Source organism: Agromyces soli (assembly GCF_022811605.1).
Lineage (GTDB): Bacteria > Actinomycetota > Actinomycetes > Actinomycetales > Microbacteriaceae > Agromyces > Agromyces soli.
Genome location: NZ_CP094533.1, coordinates 2,612,390 through 2,627,773, shown reverse-complemented (window position 1 = coordinate 2,627,773; position 15,384 = coordinate 2,612,390). Strand labels below are relative to the sequence as shown.

Sequence of the window (15,384 nt, the reverse complement as noted above, 5' to 3'; positions counted from 1 at the left end):
ATCAGAGCGCGCCCCAATTCGCGACGCCGCTGTAGAAGGTGCCGCCCGGCCCCTGGAAGCGGATGCGCACGCCCGGGAACTCGGCCGGGTTCACCTCGCCCAGGTAGCTGAGGGTCTGGAAGCTGCCGCCGCTGCCGAGGTTCATCCGCTGCGACGACATCGAGGTCCAGCCGGCACTCGTGCTCCAGTGCTGGTACTCGACGGTCACGGTGTACGAGCCGGGCGTGAAGTCGGAGTACCTGGCCGCGACGTAGCGGCAGCATCCGCTGTCGCCGCCCTTGTACACGGACGCGCTCGGCGAGGGCGGGGGCGGATTGTTCACGGTGACGCGGCCGGAGGCGCCGGGCCCCTCGTTGTTGCCGCCGTTGATCGCGCGGACCTCGACCGTGTGGGTGCCGGCGCCCTGGCCGGGGAAGCTCGCCGCCCGGCCGGGCACGTTCTGCCAGCCGCCGCCGTCGTAGCGCACCTGGTAGCGGAGCTGTCCGCCGCCGTCCTGCGCGGGCGGGTCCCAGCTCGCCCGGACCGTCGTCGTGGCGTTGCCGTCGGCGCTGACGCTGACGTTCCGCGGGGCGCTCGGCGTGCCCCAGGGCGTCACCGACCGCGAGGCCTCGGAGTCGGCGCTCGTGCCGACGACGTTGATCGCGCGCACCTTGAACGTGTACGCCTGGCCGTTCGTCAGGCCGTCGATGGTCACGACCGTGCCCGCCGCGTCGGCGCCGAACGGCCGATAGCCCGACCCCGTCCAGGTGACCTCGTAGCCGCTGATCGCCGCGTTGTTGTTGGCGGGAGCGTTCCACTTGAGGGAGACCTGACCGCTGCCGCTGCCGGTGATCTCCGGTGCGCCCGGCGCGTCCGGGGCATCCCGCACGATCACCGTCACCTGCCCCTGCGCCTGGCGGGCCGGGTCCTTCGTACCGTCCTCGATGCGGTAGTTCACCGTCACCGTGCCGACGAAGGCGGAGCCGGTGTTGATCGTGACGTCCTCGGCGGTGAAGCTCGTCGTGGCGTTCGCCCCGACGCTCGCGACCTCGGCGCCGACGACACGCAGCGGCACGCCGTCCTGGGCGAAGGGGTTGAAGTCGTTCTCGAGCACCGGCACTGTGATCGACTCGCCCCGCTCGACGTAGAGCTCGCCCGTGTCGGGGTCGGCGACCGCCCGCGGCTTGGCGCGCGTCGAGGACACGACCTGCACGTCGACGTAGCCGGGCACGGTGAACTCGTTGAAGCCGAGCTGGAAGGAGAGCCGCGCCGAGGTGCCCGGCTGCACGCCGAGCGGCGCCTGCATGCGCAGGATCGAGCCGTCGACGATCTCCGCCTGGATCTCCTCCGTCTGACCGCTGAGGCCGGTGTAGCTGACCTTCGCGATGTTGTCGGGGTTCGGCTGATCGGTCATCTCGCGCAGGTCGACCTCGAGCGGAGCCTCGCCGGCCTCGATGGTCTCGCTGCGCGGCGTGAACGTCGGGGCGACGTCGTTGAAGCCGGGATCGCCGACCGTGATCGGGAAGCTCAGGATGGCCCGCCGGCCGACCGGGTCGTCGGCACCCTTGCCGTCGGTCACCTCGAACGTCATCGTCGCGGGGCCGCGGTAGTCCTGCTCCGGCTCGAAGCGCAGCTCGGTGCCGCTCACCATGGGCGAGGAGGCCGAGTTCGTCGCCGAGGCGGAGAGGATCGTGGCGGGCTGGCCCGACGGCACCTCGACGAGGTCGCCGACGCCCCACTCGATGCTGCCGTTCATCGGCACGATGATCTCGCCGAGGTTCTTCAGGTACGGCGCGGGGAACTTCGCCCGTTCCTCGGCCGCGATCTCCTCCGGCGTCTTCGGGCGCTGGGTCTCCTCGGGCACCGCATCGCCGTCGGGAACGGGCGGCACGATGACGAAGGCCATCGCGGACAGCTCGTCGAGCTCGTTCGTGAGCCGGAAGGCCACCGCGTAGCGCTCCTGCGCGGGGCGCACGGAGATCGTGCCGTCCGCGGCGACCTCGGCGCGACCCGCGTTCGGGCCCTCGACGGTGACGACGAGGTCCTCGACGAGGCCGCCCGGGTTCGTCGCGTCCTTCAACGGATCGACGACGGCGTCCTCGCCGGCCACGAGCCGTTCGGGCTCGAGCACCTGATCCTCGGCCGTCGGCGGGTCGATCACCGCGTCTTCGCTCACGGCGAGCTGCAGGAAGGCGGTGTCCGTACCGCCGTGCCCGTTCGAGATCGAGTAGCGGATCGTGTAGGCGCCCTCACCCTCCGGGGCGGTCACCACGACCCGACGCCGGTCGCGGATCTCGGCCTCGATGCCTTCGTCGACCTCCGGGAGGTCCGCGACGTGCAGGCTGTACCCGTTCGGGTCGGAGTCGTTCAGCAGCACGTCGACGCCGACGGTGCGGCCCGGCTTCATCTCGATCGCGTCGTCGACCGCGGTCGGCGGCGCCTGCACCTCGGCGCGCGGGATGACCCCGATCCGGATGGTGCCGATGGCTTCCTCGCCCTGGGTGTCCCGCAGCACGTAGCGGAACTCGTCGGTGCCGCTGCCCCCGGCGAAGGCTTCGTAGGTGAACGACGTGCTCGTGCGTTCGAGGATGCGGCCGAGGGCCGGCGCCTGGTCGATGCCGGTCAGCACGACCGAGTCGCCGTCGGGGTCGATGCCGTCGAGCGGCACGTCGATGGTCACCGAGGAGCCGGCGAAGGTGCGCGAGGTGAGCGGGGTGGGCAGGGGCGCGCGGTTCTCGGCGTCCCTCCCGATGACGGTGATGGTGACCGTGGCGCGAGCGAGCTGCTCGAAGTCGTCGAGCACCGTGTAGACGATGGTGTGCACGCCCGCCTCGTCGGGCGCCTGGAAGCGCACCGACTCGCCGTCCGTGAAGGCGAGGGCCCCTGGTGCGCCGCTGAGGTCGAGCTCGGGGTCGAGCCGCATCGTCGCCGCGTCGGGGTGGTAGTCGTTCTCGAGCACGGGCACGGTGACGATGTCGCCCGCACGCACGATCGCCGAGTCGTCGAGCGCGACCGGCGGCTGGTGCTTCACGAGCGGCGGCACGGGCACGACCGTCACCGTCGAGGTCGCGGTGTTCACGCCGTCGGAGACGGTGTACGAGAACTGCAGCTGCCGGTCGAGCGCCTCCGACGCGCTCACCCGGGCGACGGTGTTCGTGAGCAGCTCCACCGAGACGAGTCCGTCGGTGCCCGTGTCGTCGATCGACTGCACGGCGAGCACCCGCCCGGACGGCGACACGTCGTTCGCGAGCACCGAGACCGAGGTCGGCTCACCGGGACGCAGGTACGCCGTGTCCTTGACGGCGATCGGCGCGGGCGCATCGGCGGGCGGCTCGACGACCTGCACCCGCACCAGCCCGACGCTCACATTGGCCCCGGCGCCGAGGTCGTACAGGAAGACGTACTCCCCGGGCGTGTTGCTGGAGAAGGCGATGGTGCCGCGCTCGGGGTTGGGCGTGATGCTCGCCCCCTCCGGCGGCTCGGGCACGCCCAGCAGCTCGATCGGCGCGCCCGACGGCGACAGGTCGTTCATGAGCGGCTGGATCAGCACGTTCTCGCCGACGAAGGCCTGGGCGAAGTCCGGCGTGCCGATCGGGTTCAGCGCACCGCTCGGCTTCACGTCGACCGTGAGCTTGCCGGTCGCCGAGGTCTGGCCGTCGGAGACCGTGTAGGAGACCTCCTTCAGGCCGAGCTCCGCCGACTTGTGCTCGAAGGTCACGAAGCCGTCCGGGCTCGCGCGCACGAGGTCGCCGCTCGTCGGCGACGCGTCGACGAGGAACAGGTCGTCGCCGTCCGGATCGATCCAGTCCGCGAGCAGGTTGTAGGAGATCTGCTGCCCCTGCTCGACGCTCGTCGCCCCGTTGCGGATCGGCTTCGGCGCGTTGTTCTCGCTCTCGGGCACGATGCGCAGGTTGACGCTCGCCTCGGCGACGCCGCCGCGGCCGTCGTCGGCCGTGTAGCGGAAGCTCACGGTGCCGGCCGCTCCGTCGGCCGGGGTGAACTGCAGGGCGCGTCCGCCGTCGATGACGTCCAGCCGGCCCGCCTCCTCGGCGACCTCGCTCGTGCGGGCGATCGTCAGCACGTCGCCGTCGGGATCGGTGTCGTTCGCCAGCACGTCGACGATGGTCGTGCGTCCCGGGCGCACCCCGACGTCGTCGTTCCGCGCGACCGGCGGGCGATTCTGCTCGGTGCGCTCGGCGAGCGTGTCCTCGAAGGTCTGCTGGGCGCTCTTCTCGTCGCCCTCGAGCTCGTCGGTCTCCTCGGGCGGCGTCACCTCTTCCCAGTTGTCGACGAGGCGGAGCTCGGAGTCGAGGAGCCAGGCGTCCCCGTTGGCGAGGTTGTTCAGCACCACGACATCGCGGTTGACCCGGAACTCGAGCCGCCCGCCGGCCGTGGACTGCTCGAGGTCGACGCCCCTGGGCTTCTTGCCGTCGCACACGGCGAGGTAGCGCCCGGCCTCGGCCCACGCGCCGTGCACGCAGTCGCCGACCCGGACGGGCGCGGCGACGCCGGGCCGCTTCTCGTTCGTGGACGCGCCCTCGCGCGGCACCTCGCGCGCCTCGCCTCCGCCGAGCGGCGCGAAGACGAGCGCGTCGCCGGTCGCGACGACCGCCTCGGATGCCTCGGGACCGGACTGCTGCAGCCGGAGGGCGCCCTCGGGCAGCTCGATGCGCCGTTCGTCGACGAGCAGCTCGTCGGCATCGAGATCGAGCACCACGGGCCGTTCGCCCACCGCGGCGAGCTCATGCTCGCCGAGCTTGCCGATCGAGCGGAGCGAGGGCGTCTCCGAGCCCCGGTCGAGGCTCAGCAGCTCGCCCGCCTTCGGGTCGCTCGCGAAGACGGTCCCCCGTTCGCTGACCGCGAGCTCTGCGCCGGAGCCCAGCGTCGCGATCGGCTCGGTGCCGCGCCAGTCGAAGGAGAGCGAGCCAGCGGCCGGCACCGTCCACAGCTCGCCCTTCGGCGAGAGCACCGCGAGCACCTCGCCGCCGTACGCCACCGCGGAGGCCGGCGGGACGTCGATCCGTTCGACGAGCGTGGTGAACGCGGGGTCCACCCGCTCGATCGAACCCGCGGAGGCGTCGTAGGCGAAGGCGTCCTGGCCGTGCTGGAACACGTCGGTCTCGCTCGCGGCGGTCGCGACGGCCGCGTCGAGCTCGTCGATCTGACGATTGAGCCTGCCGAGCTGCAGTTCCTCGGCGTTCGTGACCCAGACCTCGCGGACCCGGAGGTCGGGGTCGGTCACGGGGAAGCCCTGGTGCAGGACTGCGAAGCCGATCGGCACTCCGGCCAGCACCGCGAGGGCGGTGACCGAGGCGATCGTGCGGCGGCGGGCGCCGAAGAACCCCATGGCGCTCCCCCCTCGGTGCCGTCGTCGGGTCGTCGTCGAACGGCCCGGGCACCTCGGGTGGAGCGTGCCGGGCCGGGCATCAACCTAACATGCGCGGCATGACCCCCCAAACGGGGAGGACTCCCCATGGCGAGCCATTCCGCGCCCGATCAGGCCTCGGCCGCGCGCGCCTCCTCGGACTCCTCGCGCGCCCGGTCGAGCAGCGGGAGTTCGTCCGCGCTCACGAGCCGAGTCGCCACGGCGTACTCGACGAGCCGGGCCCGTCGATTCGTGGCGAGCTTGCCGCGGCCGCCCCGCAGTCCGTCGACCCCGATCTTGTCGAGTTTCTCGCACACGTTGTCGAGCTTGCGGTTGAACGTCGTCATGCTCCAGCCGAGGCGTTCGGCGGCTTCGGCCGAGCTCGGCACGGTCGCCCGTCCCGCCGGCTGCACGAGCACCTGCTCCGCGAGCGCGAGCACGAGCAGCCGCTGGCTCGGGGTGAGCGACACCGGCATGATCGTCGTGCCGGCCGTGGAGGTCTCCGCCGTCAGCGAGGTGTTGTAGAAGTCGTCCTCCGCGTGCACGGTGAAGTCGTAGGCGGTCGAGCCGGCGCTGAACATCACATGCATCGTCTGGAACACGATCGGCAGACGCGCGCCCGGGGCGAGCCACGCCTGCACGCTGCCCGTGGCGTCGGACACGGTCGCCGAGAGCAGCTGGCCGACGTTGTCGAGCCACCAGAGCCCGTACTCGGCCCGCAGCGTCAGGAACACCCGATGCAGGTAGGGGTTCTCGTCGATCACCAGATCGGCCTCCCGGCCGATGCCGAACGGCGCCCCCTCCTCGACGGTGTACCACTCACCGCAGAACTCGATCCGCAACGGCCTCATGCTGTGCACCCCCGCACGCTCTCGCTCGTCTTGCTCCCCCGTTGCACCTGCACGTCGATGCAGATGCGCTGCCCCGGCGTCACCGGGGAGACCACGATCTCCGGACCGTCGGCGACGGCGGTCGAGCCGGAGCCGTCGGCGAGCCGCCAGCGGTAGCGGTCCCCGTCGGCCGCGTCGTCGTGCGAGACCTCGAAGGTCACCGCGGTGCCGTCGGCCGAGGCGACGCCGTCGGCGACGACCGGCGACGGGACCTGGGCGCCGGCGATCGCGTCCTCGGTGTCGACGGCCGGCGGTGCGCTCGCCTCCGGCGGCCCGCCGAGCTGGCCGGAGAGCGCCACGGCGACCCCGACTGCGGCCACCACCACGAGCGTGGCCGCGATGCCGATCACGAGGCCGAGCCGGGAACGTCGAGGCTGCTCCGAGAGTGCGGCCGCCGCAGCGGTGGACGCGGGCGGGCCTGGGAACGCGGTGGCGGTCGGCGCGACGCGGCCCCCGGGGTCGGCCTGCTGCACGCTCCGGGGGCGGACGAGCGTCTGCTCCTCGGCGGGCGCGGGCGCAGGCGCAGGCGGCGTCCGCGGCTGCGGCTGCACGGTGACCGGGCCGCGCGCGCGCGTCGCATCCGGATCCGGGGCGGTCGGCTGCGCCTGGATGGACGCGACCCGGGCGCGAGTGGCATCCGCGCCGTCGTCGACCGGTTCCGGCTCCGCCGTGGCCGCGGCGAGCAGCTGCGTCGGCACCTCGATCGCCGTGGCGGCGTAGCCGAGCTCGAGTTCGACTCGCTGCAGCGCCCTGGCGAACTCGACCGCGCTCGCGTACCGCTCCTCGCGACGGACCGCCATGCCTCTGCGGAGCACGGACTGCAGCGTCTGCGGCACGTCGTCGCGATCGATCGGGGTGATCGCGCCGCGCTCGATGCGACCGATCAGGTCGAGGGATCCGTTCGGCCGCCCGGGGAGCTCGAACGGCGAGCGGCCGGCGAGGAGGGTGTGCACCGTCGCGGCCAGCGCATAGACGTCGCTCCGCGTGTCCGGGCGGGGGTCGTCGTCGAACAGCTCGGGCGGCGACCAGGGCACGCTGAGCCCGATCGCGGACTGCGCACCGCCGGTCGAGCCGCTGTCGGCGCCCCCGCCGAGGAACGTCATGGTGTGCACCGGCAGCTCGCCCTCGAGCGTCGAGGAGATGCCGAAGTCCGTCAGCGCCGGCCAGCCGTAGTCGTTGGTGAGCACGTTGGCGGGCTTGATGTCGCGGTGCAGGATGCCGGCCGCGTGCGCCGTCGCCACCGCGCTGGCGAGCCGGATGCCGGTGCGCAGTGCCGCGTCGACCTGGAACGGCTGCCGCTTGAGCTGCGCGGCGAGGCTCGGCCCGGAGCAGTACTCCATCACGAAGTACGGCCGGCCGTCGGCCGCGACATCCGCGTGGAAGATCGTCACGATGTAGGGGTGCGCCGAGAGCTGGGCCATCAGGTTCGCCTCGGCGACGAACTGCGTCCTCGTGTCGCGGGAGAGCTCGTCGGCCACCAGCACCTTGACGGCGACCCGACGGCGCGGGAGACGCTGCTCGTAGAGGAAGACATCCGCGAAGCCGCCCGAGCCGAGCAGATCGACGTACTGGTAGCCGGGAAGCTCCGGCGGCGTGCTGGGCTGCCGCCGCATCAGTCGGCCACCACCCGCATCGTGCAGCCGCCGCCGAGGTCGATCAGCGTGCCCGCGAGCACCGGGGTCGGTTCGCCCGCCCGCAGCTTCACGGGCGCGCGGTCGGGCTGGACGACGGTGGTGCCGTTGCGGGATTGCAGGTCCGTGACCACGACGGTGCCGCCCTCGACCGCGAGACGCAGGTGCGATCGGGAGATGTCCGGGTCGCCCACGCCGATCTGCACGAGCTTCGGCAGCGAGGCGCCGCTCGATCGCCCGGCGCTCGGTGAGCGGCCGAGCACGATCTCGCCGGTCAGCGCCTCCTCCCGGCCGTCGCCGAGGACGAGACGGAGTCGGGCCGGCTCGGGCTCAGGGGCCGACGGCGCGGCGGCGTCGGCGAGCGGACCGGTGCCGCGCTCACGTCGGAGCCGTTGCAGCTTCGTGACCGCGACGGTGAGGCCGTCGTGATCGCCAGTGACGGGCGTCGCCTCGGGGGCGCGCGCGACGTCGGCCGCCGCCGCGAGGCCGTGGCCTGCCCCCGTGCCGATCACGATCGTCTCGTCGTCAGCCGGGACGAGGGTGTGTTCAGGAGCGGACGGCTCCGGCGTGGGCTCCGGCTCCGGCGTGGGCTCCGGCTCCGGCGTGGGCTCCGGCTCCGGCGTGGGCTCCGGCTCAGGAGCCGGCTCGGCCGGCGCGCGCGGCGGCTCCGGGGCGGCCGCTGCCGGCGCGGGCTCCGGCTGCGCGATCTCGCTCGCCTCTTCGGCAGGAGCGGCGTGCGCCGCTGCGGGCTCGCCTCGGCTCAACGTGTGCGCGGGCACGACGCCCTCGAGCAGCGGGAGCGGCCCGACGCCGCCGCCCGCCCTCGCGAACGGGGCGAGCACCTCGAACTCGGGCTCGGTCTCCAGCGCCCGCTCGTGCCAGGTCGACACGCCGGCCGCGGTCACGGTCTCTCCCGCCGTGCGCACGCGGAACCCACCGCGGACGACGACGCGCACCCGGCCGGGCGCGGCGACGACGAGCGCGAAGTCCGGCAGCGCCGTGATGCCGTCGCGCGCGAGCTCGCCGATGACCGCCTCGACGGGGTCGGCGGCGGCGAGCGCGTCCCAGAGCTCCGGGTGGGCCTGCCAGGCCGCCACGGGGACGAGCAGCGCGGCATCCCCGCGCACGAGGGCGAGCGTCTTGGCCGCCGAATCGGGCACGTAGCGGATCATGCGGCGTCACCCTTCCTGGGCAGCGTGTCCTCGGGAGCCGGCGCACGGTCCCTGGTCGTCTCCTCGTCCGGCTCGTGCGCTCCGCTCTCGGCCTCGACCACGACGACGGTGACGTTGTCGCGGCCCCCGCGGGCGAGCGCCTCGTCGACGAGCTCTCCGGCGAGACCGTGCGCATGCCCGCCTCCCGTGGCGAGCACCTCCGAGATGGCGTGGTCGTCGAGCTCCTTCGTCAGCCCGTCCGAGCAGATGAGGAAGACCTGGCGTCCCTCGACGGGAAGCAGCCAGACGTCGGGCTCGACGACCTCCTCCGCCCCGAGCGCCCGGGTGATGACGTTCCGTTCGGGATGCCGTTCCGCCTCGTCGGGCCGGATGACGCCCGCATCCACGAGCTCCTGCACGGCCGAGTGATCGACGCTCACCTGGCGCAGGCGCCGGCCGTCCCAGTTGTAGACCCGCGAGTCGCCGACGTTGAACACCATCCAGCGCAGCCCTTCGGCCGCCCCGGCGTCGACGAGCGCGACGCCGGCGAGCGTCGTGCCGGCGACCGCGGTCCCGAGCTCGCCGTCGTCGCTCAGCGCACGGACGGCCTCGTTCGAGGAGTGGATCGCATCGAGGACCTGCTCGGGCGTCGACGACTGGCCGAATTCCAGGTGGCGGCGGAAGGTGTCGAGCACGGCACGGCTCGCGGCATCGCCCTTGGCGTGGCCGCCCATGCCGTCCGCGACGAGGTAGACGGGGGCCTCGGCGAGGTAGGCGTCCTCGTTCATCTGCCGCACCCGGCCGACGTCGCTCGACGCACTGTGGGCGATCACCGCCCCGCCGTGCGGCAGTGCTGTGCGCCCCTCGTCGTCGATCGCCACGCTCGCCTCCCCTTGGCCGGCCCGATCACGCCGGTCGCGGGCGAGCCGGAGACCACGCTACCAAGAGGAACGGGCCGGGCCGCGCGGCCCGGCCCGTTCGGCTCGGTCGAGGAGACGCCTCGGCATCAGTCCTCGGTGAAGTGCGGCACCTCTTCCATCAGCGTGTGGCCACGACGGCGGGCATCGATGCGCGCCTTGACGAGGCTCGCGACGGTCGCGACGAGCATGGCCGCCAGGATGACGCCGAGCGACGTCCAGGTGGAGATCTCCGGCGCCCACTCGATCGGCTCGCCGCCGTTGATGAACGGCAGCTCGTTCACGTGCATGGCGTGCAGCACGAGCTTCACGCCGATGAAGGCGAGGATGAAGGCGATGCCGTACTTGAGGTACTCGAGACGCTCCAGCAGTCCGCCGAGCAGGAAGTACAGCTGGCGCAGACCCATCAGCGCGAACACGTTCGCCGTGAAGACGATGAACGGGCTCTGCGTGATGCCGAAGATCGCCGGGATCGAGTCGAGCGCGAAGAGCAGGTCGGTCGTGCCGATCGCGACGAACACGATGAGCATGGGGGTGAAGAAGCGCTGACCGTCGATCGTGGTGCGCAGCTTCACGCCGTCGAAGTCGTCGGTGAGCCGCACCCGGCGGCGCAGGCCGCGGATGAGGAACGAGTCCTTCTGCTCCTCGTCGTCGTGGCCGCCGCGGATCTGCCCGATCGCGGTCCACACGAGCCAGGCGCCGAAGAGGTAGAAGATCCAGCTGAAGTTCTCGATGAGCGAGGCGCCGAGCAGGATGAAGATGCCGCGCAGCACGAGGGCGAGGATGATGCCCACCATGAGCACCTCCTGCTGCAGCCTCCGCGGGACCTGGAACTTCGCCATGATGATGACGAAGACGAAGAGGTTGTCGATCGAGAGGCTGTACTCGGTCAGCCAGCCGGCGAGGAACTGCCCGCCGTGCTCGGCGTCGCCGAGGAGGAACATCAGGCCGGCGAAGATCAGCGCGAGCACGACGTAGAAGACGACCCAGAGCGTCGACTCCTTGAACGAGGGCACATGCGGGCGCTTCACGACCAGCAGCAGGTCGGCGATGAGGATCAGGGTCAGGACCACGAGGGATCCGACTTCGAACCAGACGGGGAGCTCGAGCACAGGCGGCCTTTCGGGGAGTAATGGGGTTGACGGAACCCGAAAGTCTCTCCTCCGCGCTGTCGCGCTGCCACGCCCGGAACGTCTTCATCGGCGTTCGTACTGACGATCGTGGCTCACGGCGCTCGCGCACCGCGGGATACTCCCCTTCGCTCCCGGAAGTCTAGCGGAATCGCGGACATAGACTCGTACCCCCGGAAATCGAGGAGACCGATGAGCGCCCAGACGACGCCGCCCACCTACCGAACCGCCCCGTGGTCGAAAGCCATCGGGCTCTTGATCTTCACCAGCCGCTGGCTGCAGGCCCCGCTCTACCTCGGGCTCATCGTCGCCCAGGGCGTCTACGTCTGGGTGTTCCTGAAGGAGCTCTGGCACCTGCTCGAGGGCGTCTTCAACCTCGAGCACGCGCTCACCGAGGCGCAGATCATGCTCGTCGTGCTCGGCCTCATCGACGTGGTCATGATCGCGAATCTGCTGATCATGGTCATCATCGGCGGCTACGAGACCTTCGTGTCGCGCATCAGGGTCGACGGGCACCCCGACCAGCCCGAATGGCTCTCGCACGTGAACGCGAACGTGCTCAAGGTGAAGCTCGCGATGGCGATCATCGGCATCTCCTCGATCCACCTGCTGAAGACCTTCATCGGCGTCGGCGCGATCACCGAGCGCGGCGCGGTCGAGAACGGGGAGGAGTACACCTCCACCGGGGTGATGTGGCAGGTCATCATCCACTGCGTCTTCATCCTCTCGGCGCTCGCGCTCGCCTGGATCGACCGGATGTCGTACCACCGCGGCCACCCCGGTGAGACCCACGACGGCGTGCCGGTCCCCGTCGTCGCAGCGGAGCAGGGCGGGGACGTCGCCGTCCCGGCGTCGCCGCAGGCGCCCGCGGCCGTGCCACCGCGGCACTGACGCAACCGAGAAGTGCGGATGCCCCGGAGCAGCTCCTGCGCCGGGGCATCCGCCGTTTCCAGCGCCGCTGACACGGTGCTGCACCGCGCCCGAAAACGACGAAAGCCCCCGCTTTCGCGAGGGCTTTGCGCCGTGTTGCCGATCGTGACCCCAGCGGGATTTGAACCCGCGCTACCGCCGTGAGAGGGCGGCGTCCTAGGCCGCTAAACGATGGGGCCGTGTCTTCGGAATCTCGTTCCGTTTCCGGCAACTCGAAGAGTATGACACACGTTCGGAGCACATTCCAAATCGAGCGGGGCGGGCCGTCGAAGCGCTCGCTCCGACCTCGAATCGAGGCCGGAACCGCGCCGCCCCGCCCCTGCTTGCGCCCCGAGCCGCCCGGGTGTTGGCTCGAGGCATGCGCCTCACCAAGCTCGAACACGCCGCCCTCGTCCTCGAGGACTCCGGAGACCGGTTGTTCATCGATCCGGGCAAGTTCACGACGCCGATCACCGAGGCGCACGGCGCCCTCGCGGTCGTCATCACCCACGAGCACGACGACCATTGGACGCCCGGGCAACTCGACCGCATTCTGGAGCACAGTCCTGACGTGCGCATCCTCGGGCCGGCCGGGGTCGCGGCCGCGGCCGCCGGATACCCCGTCGAGACGGTGACGGCCGGTGACTCCCGTGAGATCGGTCCGTTCCGGCTCCGCTTCTTCGGCGGGCGGCACGCGGTGATCCATCCGTCCATCCCGGTCATCGACAATCTCGGCGTGCTGGTCAACGACGCCCTGTACTACGGGGGCGACGCGTTCAGTGCGCCGGAGGGCGTCGCCATCGAGGTGCTCGCCGCACCGGCGGCGGCCCCGTGGATGAAGCTCAGCGAAGCCATGGACTACGTGGAGCGGGTCGCGCCGCGCCGGGCGTTCCCGACGCACGAGATGCTGCTCTCGCGCGCCGGCAAGGATCTGTCGAACGCCAGGCTCGCCTGGGCCGCGCAGCAGGCCGGCGCCGAGTACCTCGCGCTCGAGCCCGGCGACACGATCGACTTCTGAGGCGCTCTCGCGGGGTCAGCGACCATCGTCGGGGGCCTCGGTCTCGCCCGCCCGCGGCCGGACGGCGCCCGGCCCGGCCATCGTGAACTCTCCCCCGCCGTACTTCGACGCGGCGACCGACATGACTTTCGGCCACATCCGGTGTCTCGCTTCGGCGGCGCGGCCGCTGTCGAAGTAGATGCCGCGCTGGTTCGCGTCGCCGTTCACGCTCACGACCGCCGCGGCGGTCGCGACCTTCGTGCTCGCGCCCACCATCCAGGTGTCCTTGTTGCCGTCGGTGGTGCCGGTCTTGCCGATGAGGGGCACGTACGGCTGCACCGCAGCATTCGAGGCGTACGCGGTTCCGCTCGTCATGACGCGGCTCATCGCGTAGTGCATCGCCGCCGCGACCTCGGGGGCGACCGAGGCCTGGCAGTTCGACTTCGGCACCGGCACCTCCTCGCCGTTGCGGTCCACGATGCGGTCGATGGCGATCGGCGAGCAGGTGACGCCGTTGTTCGCGATGCCCGCGTACGCGACGGCCATCGTGAGGGGCGCGACCTCGTTGGTGCCGAGGATGGTCGACGGGTACTGCTGCAGCGGACCGCCGTCGGCGCGGTGGACGCCGAACGCCTCCGCCGTCTTGCGGATGCCGCACAGATCAAGCTGTTTGGCCATGCCGACGAAGCCCGTGTTGATCGAGCCGATCGTCGACTCGAGCGCCGTGTAGGCACCACCCGACTCGTTCGCGTCGTTCTTCGGGTTCCAGCCCTCGTCGCCGTAGCCGCCGACGCAGCTGTCCTGGAAGGAGCCCCAGTTGGCCTTCGGGCGGGAGTCGACCCGCTCGGTCAGGGCGTGGCCCTCGTTCAGCCACTGGGCGAGCGTGAAGACCTTGTACGACGAGCCCGGCTGGAAGCCGCTCGAACCGCCGTGGTCGTAGTCGGTGTTGTAGTTGATGCTCGTGTACTGCGGCCCCTGCGCGAGGACAGTCGGGTCTTGGCTGTAGATCTTGTTCTGCGCCATGGCGAGCACGCGGCCCGTCCCCACCTCGACGCTCGAGATCACGCCCCCCAGGTCCCAGCCGGGATAGGTCTGCGGCACGTTCTCGCTGATCGCGGCGACCGCCGCGGACTGCAGATCCAGGTCGAGCGTCGTGTACACCTGGTACCCGCCGCGGCGGAAGTTGGCCAGGCGTTCCTCACTGTCCTCGCCGAAGGTGGGATCGGTCTGCAGGATCTTCGTGACGTAGTCGCAGAAGTACGCGTGCGCGCCGGCGGTCTGGCAGCCCGTGCTGGGCTCGACGATGTTGGGGGTCACCGGCGTCGCGATCGCCTCGTCGTACTGCGCCTGCGTGATCTTCTTCAGCTCGAGCATCTGTCGCAGGATGTAGTTCCGGCGGTCGGTGTTGGTGCGGTACTCGTTGGCGACGCCGTTGCGCTCGTCATCGGGCTGATCGATGCGGAACTTCTCGGGGTTGTTCACGATCGCGACGAGCGAGGCGGCCTGCGCGAGTGTGACGTTCGCCGCCGTCGTGCCGTAGTAGTAGTTCGCGGCGGCTTCGATGCCGTACACGGTGCCGCCGAAGCCGGCGATGTTCAGGTAGGCGAGCAGGATCTGGTCCTTCGAGTAGCGCTTCTCCACGCCGATCGCGAAGCGCGCCTCTTTCAGCTTGCGGTCGAGGCTCGTCTCGGTCACCTTCTCGTAACAGCTCTCCTTCGCCCCGGCGACGAGATCGCTGCGCTCTTCGGGCGTCAGCTCGCGGCCCTCGGCCGCGGCCTGCTCCTCCGCCTCCGCGGTCGCCGCGTCCCCGGACTCGGTCTCGCACTCCTGCACCCGCACGTTCTTCACGTACTGCTGGGCGATCGACGAACCGCCCTGGGTGTTGCCGCCGCTCACCGTCTTCACCGCGGCTCGGATCGTGCCCTGGACGTCGACCCCGCCGTGGTCGTAGAAGCGCGGGTCCTCCCCCGCGACGGTGGCGTCCTTCACGAACTGGCTGACTTGCCCCCACTCCACCTCGACGCGGTTCTGCTCGTAGAAGGAGGCCATGAGGCTCGCCCGGCCATCCTTCTTGACCGCGTAGATGTTGCTCTTCTCGGAGGGCTCGTCGATCTCGAGGTACCCGGGCAGGTTCTCGAACATGCCGATCGATTGCGTGGCGCTCGCCCCGACCAGGCCGATCGCGGGAGTGATCCCGGCGACGACGAGGGCTCCGGCGGCGACGGAGGCGCAGATCAGCCCGAGGAACCCGCCGAGCACGCCGAGCGGCGTGCGCCGATCGGCGAAGTCCCGATTCCGGAGATTCCGATCCATCCGTGCTGTCTCCCCGATACTGCGTCGCGGCCGTGCCGCCGTCCCCTCGAACGAGGGCCCCTCGTTCCATGGAACCTCAGGGACTGCCGCATGTCCAGCGTC

9 protein-coding genes and 1 tRNA gene are annotated in these 15,384 nt (G+C 71.2%); 2 read left to right on the top strand and 8 right to left on the bottom strand.

The window, feature by feature from the left end:
• Nucleotide 1: 1 nt before the first annotated feature.
• The 6 genes from MTP13_RS12590 to MTP13_RS12565 all read right to left on the bottom strand — a co-directional run bounded on the left by MTP13_RS12590 (nucleotide 2) and on the right by MTP13_RS12565 (nucleotide 11,045).
• The gene (locus tag MTP13_RS12590; RefSeq protein WP_243568089.1) at nucleotides 2-5,326 is read right to left on the bottom strand and encodes an Ig-like domain-containing protein; all 5,325 of its coding nucleotides are present in this window, start codon (nucleotides 5,324-5,326) and stop codon (nucleotides 2-4) included.
• A gap of 149 nt (nucleotides 5,327-5,475) precedes the next feature.
• A complete protein-coding gene (locus tag MTP13_RS12585; RefSeq protein ID WP_243570823.1) occupies nucleotides 5,476-6,195 on the bottom strand; it encodes a hypothetical protein in 720 nt (239 codons plus the stop codon).
• Nucleotides 6,192-7,847 (bottom strand): serine/threonine-protein kinase, encoded by a 1,656-nt coding sequence (locus MTP13_RS12580; protein WP_243568088.1) that lies wholly within the window; start codon nucleotides 7,845-7,847, stop codon nucleotides 6,192-6,194. The genes MTP13_RS12585 and MTP13_RS12580 overlap by 4 nt, the downstream gene beginning before the upstream one ends.
• Complete coding sequence (locus MTP13_RS12575) at nucleotides 7,847-9,037, bottom strand: FHA domain-containing protein (protein ID WP_243568087.1); 1,191 nt, start codon at nucleotides 9,035-9,037, stop codon at nucleotides 7,847-7,849. The genes MTP13_RS12580 and MTP13_RS12575 overlap by 1 nt, the downstream gene beginning before the upstream one ends.
• The gene (locus tag MTP13_RS12570) at nucleotides 9,034-9,897 is read right to left on the bottom strand and encodes a PP2C family protein-serine/threonine phosphatase (protein ID WP_243568086.1); all 864 of its coding nucleotides are present in this window, start codon (nucleotides 9,895-9,897) and stop codon (nucleotides 9,034-9,036) included. Before MTP13_RS12570 ends, MTP13_RS12575 begins: the two co-directional genes overlap by 4 nt.
• A gap of 125 nt (nucleotides 9,898-10,022) precedes the next feature.
• Nucleotides 10,023-11,045 (bottom strand): TerC family protein, encoded by a 1,023-nt coding sequence (locus MTP13_RS12565; RefSeq protein WP_243568085.1) that lies wholly within the window; start codon nucleotides 11,043-11,045, stop codon nucleotides 10,023-10,025.
• Between the two features lie 210 nt (nucleotides 11,046-11,255).
• Between MTP13_RS12565 and MTP13_RS12560 the strand changes: the two genes are divergently transcribed.
• Nucleotides 11,256-11,954, top strand: a complete 699-nt coding sequence (locus MTP13_RS12560; RefSeq protein ID WP_243568084.1) for a TIGR00645 family protein — start codon at nucleotides 11,256-11,258, stop codon at nucleotides 11,952-11,954.
• A 145-nt stretch (nucleotides 11,955-12,099) separates the two neighbouring features.
• On the opposite strand, the gene MTP13_RS12555 is transcribed toward MTP13_RS12560, so the two are convergent.
• A tRNA-Glu gene (locus MTP13_RS12555) sits at nucleotides 12,100-12,172 on the bottom strand.
• A gap of 179 nt (nucleotides 12,173-12,351) precedes the next feature.
• Here MTP13_RS12555 and MTP13_RS12550 point away from each other — a divergent pair.
• A complete protein-coding gene (locus MTP13_RS12550; RefSeq protein ID WP_243568083.1) occupies nucleotides 12,352-12,990 on the top strand; it encodes an MBL fold metallo-hydrolase in 639 nt (212 codons plus the stop codon).
• A 15-nt stretch (nucleotides 12,991-13,005) separates the two neighbouring features.
• Here the strand turns inward: MTP13_RS12550 and MTP13_RS12545 are convergent, their stop codons facing one another.
• Nucleotides 13,006-15,282: a transglycosylase domain-containing protein gene (locus tag MTP13_RS12545; RefSeq protein ID WP_243568082.1), complete on the bottom strand. Its 2,277-nt coding sequence runs from the start codon at nucleotides 15,280-15,282 to the stop codon at nucleotides 13,006-13,008.
• Nucleotides 15,283-15,384: the final 102 nt, after the last annotated feature.

Bases quoted from the DNA above. Each gene is read 5' to 3' on its own strand.
- MTP13_RS12550 (WP_243568083.1), top strand. From the start codon at position 12,352: ATGCGCCTCACCAAGCTCGAACACGCCGCCCTCGTCCTCGAGGACTCC.
- MTP13_RS12585 (WP_243570823.1), bottom strand. From the start codon at position 6,195: ATGAGGCCGTTGCGGATCGAGTTCTGCGGTGAGTGGTACACCGTCGAG.
- MTP13_RS12575 (WP_243568087.1), bottom strand. From the start codon at position 9,037: ATGATCCGCTACGTGCCCGATTCGGCGGCCAAGACGCTCGCCCTCGTG.
- MTP13_RS12545 (WP_243568082.1), bottom strand. From the start codon at position 15,282: ATGGATCGGAATCTCCGGAATCGGGACTTCGCCGATCGGCGCACGCCG.
- MTP13_RS12580 (WP_243568088.1), bottom strand. From the start codon at position 7,847: ATGCGGCGGCAGCCCAGCACGCCGCCGGAGCTTCCCGGCTACCAGTAC.
- MTP13_RS12590 (WP_243568089.1), bottom strand. From the start codon at position 5,326: ATGGGGTTCTTCGGCGCCCGCCGCCGCACGATCGCCTCGGTCACCGCC.
- MTP13_RS12560 (WP_243568084.1), top strand. From the start codon at position 11,256: ATGAGCGCCCAGACGACGCCGCCCACCTACCGAACCGCCCCGTGGTCG.